Below are 14,259 nucleotides of genomic sequence, written 5' to 3' on the forward strand. Positions count from 1 at the left end.
CGGTTATACAGTGTAATCAACTCTACTTGTTACCCATTAATCTGTTCAAAATTTTTGCAGTTTCAACCGAGTCCTCTGAAGACATGTTCTCAAGCAATTGAGAGCGTGTTGCATCATCTACTGAATTCAGGATGGTCAATGTTTTGTCAGGACTTAACTTGTATGTTTCCAATAATAGCTTGGCACCACTTGAAGCAGACATCGAAGCAAATGTTTGACTAAGCTGGTTTTTATCCAGGTTTTTGCTAGTGGTTGTGGATGCAGTTGAAGTTGCTGCGGTTTCTTTCTTCAATCTGGATTGCAGCGCATCCAGTGCCAGATCCCCGGACGGTTTAGCATCCTTCATCATCATAGTGACGTCGGCTGCTGTTTTCGGGTCCATCTTTTCAAGCACCTTGGTCCGAGCAGATGACTGCATGGCATTCAACAACAATACCATTTCCTCATTCGTCATATTTTGCAAAATCGGTGCTGCTTTGCTTGGGCTCATATCAGCATACATTTTAGCCAAATCCTTGATTTGTTTCTGATAATCAGATTCCGTTTCGGGCGTTGCTGCTGTAGCCGTTTCAGCCGCTTTTTCCGCATCATCCAACTTCTTCTGAAGGTCCCTGGCCTTCTTTGCTTCGGTTGTTGTTGCTTCCTGTGCTGCCTTGAGCTCTGTTTCTTTGGCGGTTACTTGGGATTTCAGCTTTTCGATTGTGGCTTCAGCACTTTCAACCTGCTGCTCGCTCTTCTCCAGCTTCTCCTTCTCCGGATCCAATACAGGATCAGGTACCCATTCCTTGACTACCGGTATCTTATTGGCGAATTCAAACAAATTATTACGAATATCTACATTAAATAGCGTTAGTAGTACACCTAGCAATACTACGGTGAATACAATCGGGATTGAAATCATGAGAAATTTTTCCCAACCGCCTCCCGACTCTTTTTCCATGTCGCTATCATCTTTAACAGCCATCGTTCATTCCTCCTTCACGAGACAACTTCGCGTCCGGCTCACATCAATTCGCGCGTCCGGCTTTGGCAGCGAAGCGTACAGTAGCCATCTCGTCCAGATCGTTCTGTTCCCGGAGGAGCATCTCCTGCTGAAATTTGATTTTTGCCTTGTCTCTCGCTCCAAGCCATACTTTTTCATCAACCATCTTACCGTTCAGAAACGTCTGATTCCGTTGCACATTGACCTGAGCATGTTTAACATCACTGTTTTTGCGTGAAATGCACTCGTCAAGGTGATGTACATAACGCTGCATCTCCTGCAGACTGTTTACAGACGCTGTATTTTCCGTAGCAGATTGGATAATGCCGATCAGATTACTTCTATCATTAAGAAGTTGTATCAGATGTTCTTCCTCCGTCTGAAGTTTACCGATCGCTGTGGATAACATCCACTCTGCCTGTGTTTTTTCATTACTCTTCAGGTCAACAACTTTCTGGAAATGATATCGAAATTTCATCGTTTACCCATTCATCTCCTTGCAAATTCAAGAATCAAACGTTCCTGTACTTCACTTAAAGTGACTTTCTCGTCGACTTTCTGCTTGGTAAAGTTCCATATACTATCAATCTGGTCTATCGATTCATCTATGGCTGCATTTGATCCCCGCTGGTAAGCTCCAATATTGATCAAATCTTCCGATTCTTTGTACACAGCCATCAAACGTTTCATATTATTAACGGCTTCCAACTGCTCTTCCGGAGCAATATCCTTCATAACACGGCTTATGCTGGCTAGCACATCAATCGCTGGAAAATGACCCTTATTTGCAATGGATCGATTTAACACAATGTGTCCATCCAGAATACCCCTTACCGCATCCGCGATCGGTTCATTCATGTCATCCCCATCGACCAGAACGGTGTAAAAGGCTGTAATCGAACCGGTAGGTCCTGTACCCGCCCGTTCAAGCAGTTTGGGCAAACTTGCAAAAACCGATGGCGTATATCCTCTCATTGCCGGAGGTTCACCTACGGCCAGACCCACTTCCCTTTGTGCCATCGCATATCGGGTTACCGAATCCATCATGAGCATCACATTCATTCCACGATCTCGGAAATACTCTGCAATAGTGGTCGCAATAACTGCTCCCTTAATCCGAATCAGGGCAGGCTGATCTGAAGTTGCAACAATGACTACGGAGCGTTCCAGTCCTTCTGGACCCAGATCCCGTTCGATAAAGTCGCGAACCTCACGTCCACGCTCACCTACAAGCGCGATGACATTGACATCTGCTGCCGTATTCCGAGCGATCATGCCCATCAACGTACTCTTACCAACACCAGAACCGGCAAAAATACCTACACGCTGTCCCTTACCTACGGTCAACAATCCGTCGATAGCTCTTACACCAACACCCATCGTTTCAAGTACACGTGGACGATCCATTGGATTAACCGGAGTATTGGAGGTAGAATACATCGGCATTCTGGATGGGAGAAGGGAACCGTCTAGCGGCTGCCCAAGTCCGTCCAGCACTTTACCGAGCAATTCGGAGCCTACCTGAACGCCGAGTGGTTTACCCGTACCTACTACATCGCAACCAGGACCAATGGATTGAAGTTCACCCAGTGGCATAAGCAGCACTTTGTTATCTCGAAACCCAACAACTTCGGCTTGTAGAGGTTTGGCCGATTTACCAGGATAGATATAACATACGTCACCGATACTTGCATCTGGCCCTTCTGACTCCACCATAAGACCAATGACCTGAGTAACTTTGCCGTTAATACGAACAGGATCGAATTGGCGCAAATGTTCCATATATCGCTGTGAACTAAGAACCTTCATGTTGATTTTTTCGCTCCTCATCCTCAAGTGCTATGCGGACCAGTTCTTTTTTTATCTCAGCAAGCTGTGTATCAATTCTCGCATCTACACTTCCGAACGAAGAACGAATGACACAACCCTTATCTTTGACCGTTGAATCAGGCAAAATCTGCAATTCTGCCTGAGAGTCAATGGACAGAGATAATTCTTCACGAGCTGCCTGTACAAATGAAAACTGATCAGGTGCCACACAGAGTGTGATCAAACCCTGCTCCCGTTTACGTGACAAACTCTGACGAATCAGTTCCAATGTATGATCGGGTTCAATGGTAAGTTGCTTATCAATGACCTTCTCAGCGATCCCGCAAGCGAGTTCCACGAGGAACGGTTCGGCTTCCTGAATGATCTGATCTTTAGCTACATAAGCTTCCTTGAGCACTTCCTGGGCTTCAATCATCATCTTTTCGATCTGCACCTGGAGATCCAGTTCAGCTTGTACTTTGCCTTCTTCAAAACCCTGTTGGAAACCTTGTGAACGAAGCGCTTCAGTCAGATGTTCATCCTGTTGTCGTTGTTCCTGCCACCAGCTGTCGATCTGTTCACGGGCCTCTTGAAGCATGCGCTCTGCCTCTTCTGAAGCTTCACGTACTTGCTTTTCTGCAAACTCCTTGGCATCTTCCAGCATCTCTGCGGTAAGACGTTGTGTTTCTTCGTCCACGCGTGCTTGAAGCGTTTCTGCTTCAGAATCTTCAGCACTATCACCGTATAATTCCGTTTCTGACTCCTCAGCACCACCATAATGATGATGATTTTCAAGTTTTTTACGGTCATCAACGGGTACATACTGGAAAGACTTAATCAAATTAGACAATGATATCATCTCCTCCACCGCGTGCGATAATGATCTCACCGGCTTCTTCCAATCTGCGTATCGTTCCTACGATACGTGTCTGAGCTTCCTCAACATCACGCAATCGCACAGGTCCCATGAATTCCATCTCTTCTTTGAATGTCTCGGACATCCGTTTCGACATATTCCGGAACACGGCATCCCGAACTTCTTCGCTTGCCACTTTGAGTGCCAGCTGCAAATCTGCGTTGTCGATATCCCGAATAATGCGCTGAATCGAACGATCATCCACATTGACGATATCTTCGAATACAAACATGCGTTTTTTGATTTCCTCTGCAAGCTCAGGATCCTGAATCTCGAGCGAGTCCAAAATGGTACGCTCTGTACCCCGATCGACTCCGTTCAGAATCTGAACGATCGATTCAATACCACCCGCATTCGTGTAATCCTGCGTTACGGTAGAAGATAGTTTCTGTTCCAGAACCCGCTCCACTTGAGAGATGACTTCCGGCGAAGTACTATCCATAACAGCCACCCGGCGAGCGACATCTGCCTGTTTCTCTTGTGGCAAGGATGATAGAATCGCTGCTGCCTGTTCGAATTGCAGGTAAGACAGAACCAGGGCAATCGTTTGCGGGCTTTCATTCTGAATAAAGTTCAAAATTTGGTTCGGATCCGCTTTGCGTGCAAAGTCAAACGGTCTGACTTGCAGCGTAGCTGTCAAACGGTTAATGACTTCAAGTGCTTTTGAAGAACCCAGAGCTTTCTCCAGGATTTCTCTCGCATAATTGATACCGCCCTGAGAGATATATTCCTGCGCCAGACAGATCTGGTGAAACTCGGCCATGATCATGTCCTTTTCGGAAGAATCAACCTTGCGAACGTTGGCAATCTCCAACGTCAGTTGCTCAATCTCCTCGTCACGCAGATGTTTGAAGATCTGAGCCGATACTTCCGGACCTAATGTAATCAACAAAATTGCTGCTTTTTGTCTTCCAGTCAAACCTTGACTGCTTGCCTTCGCCAATGCGTTCACCTCTATTCGTCAGCCAGCCATGTACGCAGCAGATTGACGAATTCGTCTGGCTTTTTCTTGGCCAAACTCTCCAATTGTTTGCGCACCTGACTTTCGTTCGTTACACTGTCCAGCGTAATGGACGGGAACTCTGTTGCTATTGGAAGAGGAATCTCTTCTTCTTCGACTTCGTTTTGTTTGCGGCGACGGCGTACTAACAAAATAACTACCGCTGCGATCAATGCCGCTATGAGTGCGCCTCCACCCCACATCATCGTTGAGGAAAGCTGGAAACCTGTATTGTCTGCAGAGGCAGACTGGAATCCTTGTGACATGACTGAAACTTTCTTTGTCAGATCGGCGTCACTTATTATAGTGCCTGAGTCTGCCAGTGAAGCACGAACAATGTTAACCAAAATGTTCTCAATTGCGTCCTGAACCGGTCCCTGTAATTCTGTTTCTCCATTCGGTGGTTCAACTGCAACATTAATGGTTAAGTCTTTTACAGTATACGGACTGGAAATGATATCCTTGGCGATTCGATTAACATCGTAGTTTATAGTACTTGATGATTCTTCAGAGGTAGAGTTACCGGCTGCATCAGATGATGGGTAACCCGGAACTTCCTCTTGTCCTGTGCCAGCAACACCACCTGTGGGATTGCTTGCGCCAGTGTAGCTCTTTTGAATCTCCTGCACACTGATCTCGATGCCTTTCATATTATCTACATCAACAGGTGTGACCAGATTTTCCTTACGTGTTTCTTTGTCAAAATTAAGCTTGGAGGCTACCAAAACATTAACTTTGTCTTCGCCTACAATCTGGGAAAGGAATTGCTTCACGTTATTACGGACATCGTTTTCAAACTTTTTCTGTAGTGCCATGTTCTCTTGAACTTCGGAAGACAACCCGCCACTGCCACCTCGGGCAGTTGGAATCAATTCTGCTTCATCTGTGTTTGTAATCGTGATATTCTCAACAGGCAGATTAGGAATTGCAGTTTTGACCAAGTTAAAGTATCCATCTACCGCTGCCTGATTTGGGTGATAACCCGGTTTGAATTGGAGAGCTACCGATGCTGATGCTTTGTCTTGTTCTTCTAAACCAGCAAAGATGTTATCTTTCGGCATATTAACCAGTACTTTAGCATCCTGTATCCCTTGCATCCGCTGAAGTAACTGTTCAACTTCTCCGTTTATAGCGTTGTTGTACTTTACATCAAACTCTTTATCCGTCATCCCGATGGGGGATGATGACTCCTCGAATGACTTATATCCTAATGAACCATTCTGAATAATCCCTTGAGATCCAACGTTCACCTTTGCAATTGCAACACTTGTACTCGGTACAGATATGGTCTTGCCATCTGAACTTAATTTGTATGGAATGCTAGATGAATCGAGATAACTGATTACGCCCGCTGAATCACTTGCATTCAAATCTGTAAAAGCAACTTCATATTCCGTTTTTGACAATTGCATCGTGAGTACAACTGCAGCCAAAATCAGAAACAGGAAGGTGGAAATAAATAATACTTTTTGCTTTTTGCTAAAACTATTCCAATACTGGGATGCCTTATCCCTGTACTGGGCAATTCTCTCATTCACTCTGTCACCCCATCCGAAACTTTGCTTAGTCTGTCCTTACTCAACCCCAGCCGTTTCATAGGTTGACGATCAGGAGCAGCATCGCAGCTGCTTTGTTGTAATGATCAGCGCTATTATCGAAGCGCAAGTAGGTTATTTTATAACTGCGTTCGCATAACTTCCTGGTATGCTTCGACCACTTTGTTTCGGACTTGAGTTGTGAGTTGTAGGCTTAACAAGGCCTGTTCTGAAGCAATCATCACCTGATCCACATTCGCTTTGCCGACCAAAAATTGATTCGACATTTCATGCGATTGAGCCTCCTGTGCTGCAACGGACCCTAATGCATTCTGTAAGTATGTACCGAAGCTCTGAATGGTTTCGGCTGGTGTAGAAGGCTTACTTTCGGTTGCACTCTTCATCTGTAGCGGTTGTATCCCCTGTGTGCTAAACATGTTGTTCTGAATCATTAATGTCCCTCCCCTTCATCCCTGGTTTGTATTTTTCTTATTTTCATCTCAAAGCAGATTATCTTCCAATCTCCAAAGCTTTGGAGATCATCGCTTTGGTTGAATTCAGTGCTGTTACGTTTGCTTCATAGGAACGCGAGGCAGAAATCATGTCAACCATTTCTTTCGCAATATCCACATTAGGCATAAATACATATCCTTCTGCGTTTGCATCCGGATGAGAAGGGTCATACACAGGCTTCAAAGGTGACTGATCCTCGCGAATCTCCGTTACTCTTACGCCATCTCCTGAACCGCTACCTCTCATCTGATTTTGCAGCATCGTACCAAATGACGTTTTATTCGGCTCAAGCACAACCATTTTACGTTTGTAAGGGACCGCTTCACCATTGGATACGCTCGCGCGCGTCGTCTCTGCGTTGGCAATGTTGGAAGATATAACGTCCATCCGCAACCGTTGGGCTGTCAGCGCTGAGCTACTGATACTAAAACTATTACTAATGTTCAATTTAGGTTATCTCCCTTCCACGCCAACACGCATGATTTTAATTTGTTCGTTCACTTGCTGAATATAAGCGTTATAACGCAACTGATTCTCCGCCAGAAGACTCATTTCCCTGTCTATATCGACATTGTTTTCGTTGTTATTCATGGAAGTTGACTGGTCCATATTAACTACTGGCGTTGGTACGGAAGAGGAAGGACCTATGACAAAATGCCTTGCATCAGTTACTTTACCCTTAAGAACAGGCATATCTCCATTCATTTGCCCTTGCAACATTTCTTCAAAAGAAACGTTCGAGCGCTTGAAATACGGGGTATCGGCGTTCGCGATGTTGTCAGCAATCGTTCGTTGTCTGATATTGGACGCATCGAGTGCACCTTGCAATCTTTTAAAGCTGATATCGTTTAAAAGATTCACAATCCCCCTCCTCTCTTTAGAAGTAATGGAAAAAGATTGAATCTTTTCCCTTGAAAATTCTTATGTTTTTTCGACAAAAACATTCGTCTTTACACGGTTTTCTAGGACTTAAGTAGAATTAACTCTGATGTTGTCGTATAACATAAGTTTCTTCGAGTTTGGGATATATTACAATAAGAAAAAAGCCCTATCTTTTCTGAAAGACGGGGCTTTTTGTGTATTTTCTGCAAATTATGAATTTTTTCGTAAATGTTCGGGCCCAAAACAAAAGTATGTTAATACTCTCCCTTATTGTTCTTAAACATTCTTAAAATAAAAAAAAACTTTCAAGTCTCAACATGAGCTTACAACGCCCGTAATTATGTATATTTCCGAATATTTCATAGTTGATAATGTTAGAATTTTTTGCTGTTATACTAAGGGTTTATGGACAATACGATAGGTATACATACAAAGCTGTATATTAATCAATTGACAAATTATCTTTCAAGAATGAAGAAAACTCGTCCTTCCTACACAACACTTTCTTAACAATTAAGTAGAGTCTCTATATTTTAATTTTAAGAAAACAATTAGTGGCTTCACACTTTTCTACAATTCATAATTTTGCGCATTTACGCAACATTTACCAATCTATCGACTAAACCGATGACCAGACTTGGAATAAGGAAAATCCTTTTAATGGGAATCGTTGGGTATTGAAACGAAGAATAATTATCACTCCGATAGGTTTTAACTTCGTATACATGCGGCACAAGTCCTAGGTTTTGTCGATCCGTATAACAACCACACATCTTTTATCGGTTGTAACTTCAAAATCCTTTAGATGGAAACAAAAATAAACGATATGCGTCAAGTAAGAGGGCCTCTATGAATCGCTAAAGGATTGCTTCCCTTTGTCGATCACACAAATGTTCTCTACTCTCTTGCATACCGTTCATTTATAACATCATTTTAACAACTACGTTGCTAGTCCCATGTTACAGGATATACTGACTCAAATCACGATCAAGCGCAATATCATTTAATTTCTCCCGGACATACTCAGGAGTGATAACCATACGTTCCAGTGTAAGCTCAGGTGCCTCAAAGGATAAATCCTCCAAAAGCTTTTCAAGAATCGTATGCAATCGACGAGCGCCTATATTTTCTGTATTTTGATTGACGGATTCAGCCAATTTGGCAATCTCGCGAATGGCCTCATCCGAGAACTCAATCTCAATATTCTCTGTCCGCAACAGATCAACATACTGCTTGGTCAGTGCATTTTGGGGTTCAGTCAGAATGGATACAAACTCCTCCAGTGTTAGACTGCTTAGTTCCACACGAATTGGGAAGCGTCCCTGAAGCTCGGGAATGAGATCAGAGGGTTTGGCGACATGGAATGCGCCAGCTGCCATAAACAGGATATAATCCGTTTTGACAGGGCCATATTTCGTCATTACTGTAGAGCCCTCTACGATAGGCAATATGTCACGTTGCACACCCTCACGGGATACATCAGGACCACTACCGCGCCCTTGACTGGCAACCTTGTCAATTTCATCTATGAAAATGATACCTGTCTGCTCTGCTCGACGAATGGATTCTTGTGTAACATCATCCATATCGATCAATTTGCCTGCTTCTTCCTGGGTCAACACTTTGCGCGCTTCTTTAATAGCGAGCTTGCGCTTTTTCGTACGACGAGGTAAGAGGCTGCCAAACATCTCCTGCATATTCATGCCCATCTGATCATTACCTTGTCCAGCAAACATGTCCATCATGTTAGGCGCAGTGTCTTCGACATCAATCTCAATGATGTCATCCTCCAACTTGCCGGACAACAGATCAAACTTGATCTTACGGCGGCGTTCGGCAACCCCAGTATCCGGTTCTGGCTCATCCTGTTCCTGAACGTTGTTGCCATTATTACCAAAGATCATCTCAAAGGGATTACGCTGACTCTTGGACTTGGACTGTGAAGGAGCCAAAATATGTACAATTCGCTCATTGGCGGCTTCTTCAGCTTTGTCCTTCACTTTTTCAGTCCGCTCCAACTTCACCATCCGCAATGATGTCTCAATCAGATCACGCACCATCGATTCAACGTCACGGCCAACGTAACCTACTTCCGTGAACTTGGTAGCTTCCACTTTCACAAATGGCGCACCTACCAGTTTAGCGAGGCGACGAGCGATTTCCGTTTTACCCACACCGGTAGGTCCAATCATCAAGATATTTTTAGGCACAATGTCGTCCTGAGTGTGCTCAGGCAAAAGGCTACGCCGATAACGATTACGAAGAGCTACCGCTACCGATTTTTTAGCTTTCTTTTGACCTACAATATACTTGTCAAGCTCTGCAACAATCTGTCTCGGTGTTAACGCTTGAGTATTCATATTGCTTCCCTCCTACCAGTATGTTGAATTTATTTTTCCTAACAAGGACAAAGAATCCCCTAGACGTCCTGGAGCAGATTACAGAATCATGCTCCACTACGGGAGATTTCTTTGGCTTATAACTCTTCTACAATAATATTACTATTGGTATATACACATAACTCCGATGCAATCTGAAGCGATTCACGCGCAATATCTTTCGCTTCCAGGTTTACTGCATGACGTTTCAACGCACGCGCAGCAGATAAGGCAAAGTTTCCACCTGATCCGATAGCAATAACGTCATCATCCGGTTCGATAATCTCCCCGCCGCCTGAAATGAGCAGCATACCTGATTTGTCCATCACAATCAAGAGCGCCTCAAGCTTACGCAAGATCCGATCCTGACGCCAATCCTTGGCAAGCTCTACCGCGGCACGCTGCAAGTTACCATGGTGCTCCTCCAGCTTACCTTCGAATTTCTCAAACAGGGTGATCGCATCCGCCACAGAACCAGCAAAGCCAGCAACAACCTGTCCGCGGTACAAACGTCTTACCTTCTTGGCTGTATTCTTCATCACAACACTTTGGCCCATGGTCACCTGACCATCTCCTGCGATTGCTGCCTTACCATTATGACGAACAGCACAGATCGTTGTAGCATGAAATGACATATCCATGATATCAGCATCCTCCCACGAATAATTTATACGCGTTCTGGAACAGTTAGACCTTCTGCCGCAGCAAAACTAGTGATGCCATCCAGTGCACGCTGTGCAAGAGCTTCATTTTTTTCCTTTTTGTTACGGATTTTCGTTTCAAGCTTCGGCAACAAACCAAAGTTTGCGTTCATTGGTTGGAAGTGCTTGAAGTCAGCAGTTGTAATATACTGAGCCATACTGCCAAGTGTTGTTTCTACCGGCAATACCACCAGTTCCTGCCCAAGTGCTGCTTTGGCTGCGTTCATGCCGGCAATCAGCCCTGATGCAGCAGATTCCACATATCCTTCTACACCCGTCATCTGACCTGCAAAGAACAGGTTAGGACGCTCTTTAAACTGATACGTCGGAAGAAGCAGTTTAGGAGAGTTAATAAATGTATTTCGGTGCATTACGCCATAACGAACAAATTCTGCATTTTCAAGTCCAGGAATAAGAGAAAAGACACGTTTCTGTTCTCCCCACTTCAGATGCGTTTGGAAGCCCACCAAGTTATACAGTGTTCCAGCTGCATTGTCCTGTCTAAGCTGAACAACCGCATGTGGCAACTCTCCTGTATGAGGATTAACCAGACCTACCGGTTTCATTGGACCAAACAGAGCCGTCTGTTTTCCCCGTTTCATCATCACTTCGATTGGCATACAGCCTTCAAAGTAGATTTCTTTCTCAAACTCTTTTAATTGAGCGACTTCAGCAGTAATGAGAGCTTCATAGAAGACATCAAACTCTTCTTCTGTCATCGGACAGTTCAGATATGCCGCTTCACCCTTATCATAACGGGAAGCCAGATACACTTTATTCATATCAATTGAATCTTTTTCGATGATCGGTGCAGCTGCGTCATAGAAGTAGAAATACTCTTCCCCCATTAGTGCCTTGATTTGCTCAGACAATGCAGGTGAAGTCAGCGGTCCCGTTGCAACAACAACGATGCCATCTTCCGGCAAAGAAGTTAGTTCCTCATTCACCACTTCGATGAGCGGATGCTGGTGCAACGTGGATGTAATCTCACCTGAAAATCCATCCCGGTCCACAGCAAGTGCCCCACCTGCGGGAACCGCATGTTTGTCTGCTGCTGACAATACAAGAGAATTGAGCATTCTCATTTCTTCTTTTAACACACCCACTGCATTGGTCAATCCATTCGCACGCAGCGAATTGCTACATACCAGTTCTGCAAATTTATCCGTATGATGAGCTGGCGTTTTCACAACAGGTCTCATCTCGTATAATTTTACGCGTACGCCGCGACTTGCAATCTGCCAGGCCGCTTCTGTTCCTGCCAGCCCGGCACCAATAACGGTTACTTGTTGTTCATTCGTCAAAATCATTTACCCCCATAAAGCAATTTCATATTTCACTATAATTGAATTGATTCACATATATACTAATCTGCTGATTCGTCATCCGGTTCATCCACCGGCTCCTGATGATCACATGAAGTACACTGCAATCGTGCTCCCTTTTTGTTCCGCTTTTCAATCATTAGCGATCCGCAACTTGGACATGGTTTAGCTGAAGGTCTGTCCCATGAGACAAAATCACATTCAGGATATTTGTCACAACCGTAGAAAATACGTCCTTTTTTACTACGACGCTCTACAACATGACCTTCCTTACACTTCGGACAAGTCACGCCGATATCCTTGATAATCGGTTTGGTATTCCGGCAATCAGGGAAGCCAGAGCACGCAAGAAACTTGCCAAAACGTCCGAGTTTATAAACCAGCGGTTTGCCGCACTTCTCACAGATCTCATCCGATACTTCGTCTTCAATCTCGATTTCTTTCATTTCTTCTTCCGCAAATTCAAGCCGTTTCTCAAAAGATTCATAGAATTCTGCGAGTACTTTGACCCAATCCTCCGAACCTTCCTCCACATGGTCAAGATCACCTTCCATGTTTGCGGTAAATTCTACATTCAGGATTTCCGGGAAAAACTCTTCCATCTGTTCGATGACCAGTTCACCAAGCTCCGTTGGCATGAATTTCTTTTCCTCAATTGCAACATATCCGCGCTTCTGAATGGTCTCCAGTGTTGGCGCATATGTACTCGGACGCCCTATACCCAACTCCTCAAGCGTCTTAACCAACCTTGCCTCCGTATATCGGGGTGGCGGTTGTGTAAAATGCTGTTTTGGCTCAATCTCCTGCTTCTCAAGCACATCTCCACTTTTCAACGGAGGCAGCAGACGATCTTCATCAGTTGTACCATCGTCGTTTCCTTCAACATATACCTTCATGAAACCTTGGAATCGTACCTTCGAACCTGCTGCACGGAAAATGGTGTCCCCCGCAGCAATATCTACAGAGAGTGTGTCCAGAATAGCCGAAGACATCTGGCTCGCTACAAAACGTTCCCATACCAGTTTATACAACCGGAACTGATCGCGACTCATGAATGACTTGATTGAGTCAGGGTCACGCAGAATTGAAGTTGGACGAATCGCTTCATGCGCATCCTGAGCATTAGCTGCTTTTTTGGAATAGTTTCGTGGAGTCTCAGGTGCAAATGGCTCACCATACTTACCAACGATATATTCTTTGGCTTCTTCTTGTGCAGATGCCGCAATTCGTGTGGAGTCCGTACGCATATACGTGATGAGACCTACTGTGCCTTCTTTTCCAAGGTCTACACCTTCATATAGTTGTTGGGCGACCGACATCGTCTTGGAAGCTCTGAAATTCAATTTACGTGCCGCTTCCTGTTGCAGAGAACTTGTCGTAAACGGGGCGGAGGGGTTACGGCTCCGTTCTTTCTCTTTAACTTCCTTGATCGTAAAGTCTGCACCTTCGATCTGTTTCAGGATCGCTTGCACTTCCGCTTCACTGCCCAGCTCTGTTTTGGCCCCGTTCAGTTTATGAAACTTGGCTTCAAACGGATTGCCGTCTGCTGTCAGTTTGGCGGTAATGCTCCAGTATTCTTCCGGCTCAAAATCATCAATTTCATTTTCACGATCTAAAATGATTTTAACAGCCACGGACTGAACTCGGCCTGCTGACAAACCTTTTTTCACTTTCTTCCATAATAACGGACTAATTTTATATCCAACGAGCCGATCCAGAATACGTCTTGCCTGCTGCGCGTTAACCAAATCCATATTGATTTTCCGCGGCGTTTTGAACGCATCTTTGACCGCCTGTTTTGTAATTTCATTAAATACTACCCGGCAATCTGCCGTATCGTCCAGTTCAAGGGCATGGGCTAAATGCCATGCGATAGCCTCACCTTCGCGATCCGGGTCAGCTGCGAGATACACTTTTTTCACTTTCTTACGTGCATCCTTCAGTTCTTTCAGAATTGAACCTTTGCCGCGGATCGTAATATATTTCGGATTAAAATCATTCTCTACCTCAACGCCGATCTGACTCTTTGGCAAATCGCGAATATGCCCCATCGAAGCTTTTACGATGAACTTGCTGCCTAAATATTTGCCTATCGTCTTCGCCTTTGAGGGCGACTCCACGATTACGAGTGCATCCGCCATAGGTTCATCCTCCTCTCAGTCATGAAACTGTCATGAAACTGTTTCTGTAAGCTTATGCATAGTTAATAACTTCTGCT

13 protein-coding genes are annotated in these 14,259 nt (G+C 44.6%); all 13 read right to left on the reverse strand.

The annotated features are described in order from the left end of the window. Positions 1 to 22: 22 nt before the first annotated feature. The 13 genes from IFU39_RS09390 to topA all read right to left on the reverse strand — a co-directional run bounded on the left by IFU39_RS09390 (position 23) and on the right by topA (position 14,182). Positions 23 to 964, reverse strand: a complete 942-nt coding sequence (locus IFU39_RS09390; RefSeq protein WP_192132336.1) for a MotE family protein — start codon at positions 962 to 964, stop codon at positions 23 to 25. A gap of 43 nt (positions 965 to 1,007) precedes the next feature. Further along, positions 1,008 to 1,460 carry a flagellar export protein FliJ gene (gene fliJ / locus IFU39_RS09395; protein ID WP_036670362.1) on the reverse strand — a complete coding sequence of 151 codons (453 nt, stop codon included), beginning with the start codon at positions 1,458 to 1,460 and terminating at the stop codon, positions 1,008 to 1,010. A gap of 11 nt (positions 1,461 to 1,471) precedes the next feature. Beyond that, positions 1,472 to 2,791 carry a flagellar protein export ATPase FliI gene (gene fliI / locus IFU39_RS09400; protein WP_036609365.1) on the reverse strand — a complete coding sequence of 440 codons (1,320 nt, stop codon included), beginning with the start codon at positions 2,789 to 2,791 and terminating at the stop codon, positions 1,472 to 1,474. Continuing rightward, complete coding sequence (locus IFU39_RS09405; protein WP_192132338.1) at positions 2,778 to 3,641, reverse strand: FliH/SctL family protein; 864 nt, start codon at positions 3,639 to 3,641, stop codon at positions 2,778 to 2,780. The genes fliI and IFU39_RS09405 overlap by 14 nt, the downstream gene beginning before the upstream one ends. Next, positions 3,634 to 4,650: a flagellar motor switch protein FliG gene (gene fliG / locus IFU39_RS09410; RefSeq protein ID WP_047842476.1), complete on the reverse strand. Its 1,017-nt coding sequence runs from the start codon at positions 4,648 to 4,650 to the stop codon at positions 3,634 to 3,636. The genes IFU39_RS09405 and fliG overlap by 8 nt, the downstream gene beginning before the upstream one ends. 11 nt (positions 4,651 to 4,661) lie before the next feature. Next, positions 4,662 to 6,245 carry a flagellar basal-body MS-ring/collar protein FliF gene (gene fliF, locus IFU39_RS09415; protein ID WP_091017304.1) on the reverse strand — a complete coding sequence of 528 codons (1,584 nt, stop codon included), beginning with the start codon at positions 6,243 to 6,245 and terminating at the stop codon, positions 4,662 to 4,664. A gap of 137 nt (positions 6,246 to 6,382) precedes the next feature. Then, the gene (fliE, locus tag IFU39_RS09420; protein ID WP_017689190.1) at positions 6,383 to 6,694 is read right to left on the reverse strand and encodes a flagellar hook-basal body complex protein FliE; all 312 of its coding nucleotides are present in this window, start codon (positions 6,692 to 6,694) and stop codon (positions 6,383 to 6,385) included. Between the two features lie 58 nt (positions 6,695 to 6,752). Then, the gene (flgC, locus tag IFU39_RS09425) at positions 6,753 to 7,202 is read right to left on the reverse strand and encodes a flagellar basal body rod protein FlgC (RefSeq protein WP_017689191.1); all 450 of its coding nucleotides are present in this window, start codon (positions 7,200 to 7,202) and stop codon (positions 6,753 to 6,755) included. Between the two features lie 6 nt (positions 7,203 to 7,208). After that, entirely contained in the window at positions 7,209 to 7,616 is a 408-nt protein-coding gene (gene flgB / locus IFU39_RS09430; protein ID WP_076208905.1) for a flagellar basal body rod protein FlgB, read from the reverse strand. Between the two features lie 980 nt (positions 7,617 to 8,596). After that, positions 8,597 to 9,997 carry an ATP-dependent protease ATPase subunit HslU gene (gene hslU / locus IFU39_RS09435; RefSeq protein WP_036609375.1) on the reverse strand — a complete coding sequence of 467 codons (1,401 nt, stop codon included), beginning with the start codon at positions 9,995 to 9,997 and terminating at the stop codon, positions 8,597 to 8,599. 116 nt (positions 9,998 to 10,113) lie between these two features. Next, positions 10,114 to 10,656: an ATP-dependent protease subunit HslV gene (gene hslV / locus IFU39_RS09440; protein ID WP_076208907.1), complete on the reverse strand. Its 543-nt coding sequence runs from the start codon at positions 10,654 to 10,656 to the stop codon at positions 10,114 to 10,116. 26 nt (positions 10,657 to 10,682) lie between these two features. Next, the gene (trmFO, locus tag IFU39_RS09445) at positions 10,683 to 12,026 is read right to left on the reverse strand and encodes an FADH(2)-oxidizing methylenetetrahydrofolate--tRNA-(uracil(54)-C(5))-methyltransferase TrmFO (RefSeq protein ID WP_370511405.1); all 1,344 of its coding nucleotides are present in this window, start codon (positions 12,024 to 12,026) and stop codon (positions 10,683 to 10,685) included. A 56-nt stretch (positions 12,027 to 12,082) separates the two neighbouring features. After that, a complete protein-coding gene (topA, locus tag IFU39_RS09450) occupies positions 12,083 to 14,182 on the reverse strand; it encodes a type I DNA topoisomerase (RefSeq protein ID WP_047842473.1) in 2,100 nt (699 codons plus the stop codon). Positions 14,183 to 14,259: the final 77 nt, after the last annotated feature.

The sequence above is a fragment of the Paenibacillus sp. CFBP 13594 genome (assembly GCF_014842675.1).
Lineage (GTDB): Bacteria > Bacillota > Bacilli > Paenibacillales > Paenibacillaceae > Paenibacillus > Paenibacillus amylolyticus_B.

What these genes read in the sequence shown, in the direction of transcription:
- fliE (WP_017689190.1), bottom strand. Translation starts at nt 6,694, where the DNA reads ATGATTCAGAACAACATGTTTAGCACACAGGGGATACAACCGCTACAG.
- IFU39_RS09390 (WP_192132336.1), bottom strand. Translation starts at nt 964, where the DNA reads ATGGCTGTTAAAGATGATAGCGACATGGAAAAAGAGTCGGGAGGCGGT.
- topA (WP_047842473.1), bottom strand. Translation starts at nt 14,182, where the DNA reads ATGGCGGATGCACTCGTAATCGTGGAGTCGCCCTCAAAGGCGAAGACG.
- fliI (WP_036609365.1), bottom strand. Translation starts at nt 2,791, where the DNA reads ATGAAGGTTCTTAGTTCACAGCGATATATGGAACATTTGCGCCAATTC.
- trmFO (WP_370511405.1), bottom strand. Translation starts at nt 12,026, where the DNA reads ATGATTTTGACGAATGAACAACAAGTAACCGTTATTGGTGCCGGGCTG.
- hslU (WP_036609375.1), bottom strand. Translation starts at nt 9,997, where the DNA reads ATGAATACTCAAGCGTTAACACCGAGACAGATTGTTGCAGAGCTTGAC.
- hslV (WP_076208907.1), bottom strand. Translation starts at nt 10,656, where the DNA reads ATGGATATGTCATTTCATGCTACAACGATCTGTGCTGTTCGTCATAAT.
- fliJ (WP_036670362.1), bottom strand. Translation starts at nt 1,460, where the DNA reads ATGAAATTTCGATATCATTTCCAGAAAGTTGTTGACCTGAAGAGTAAT.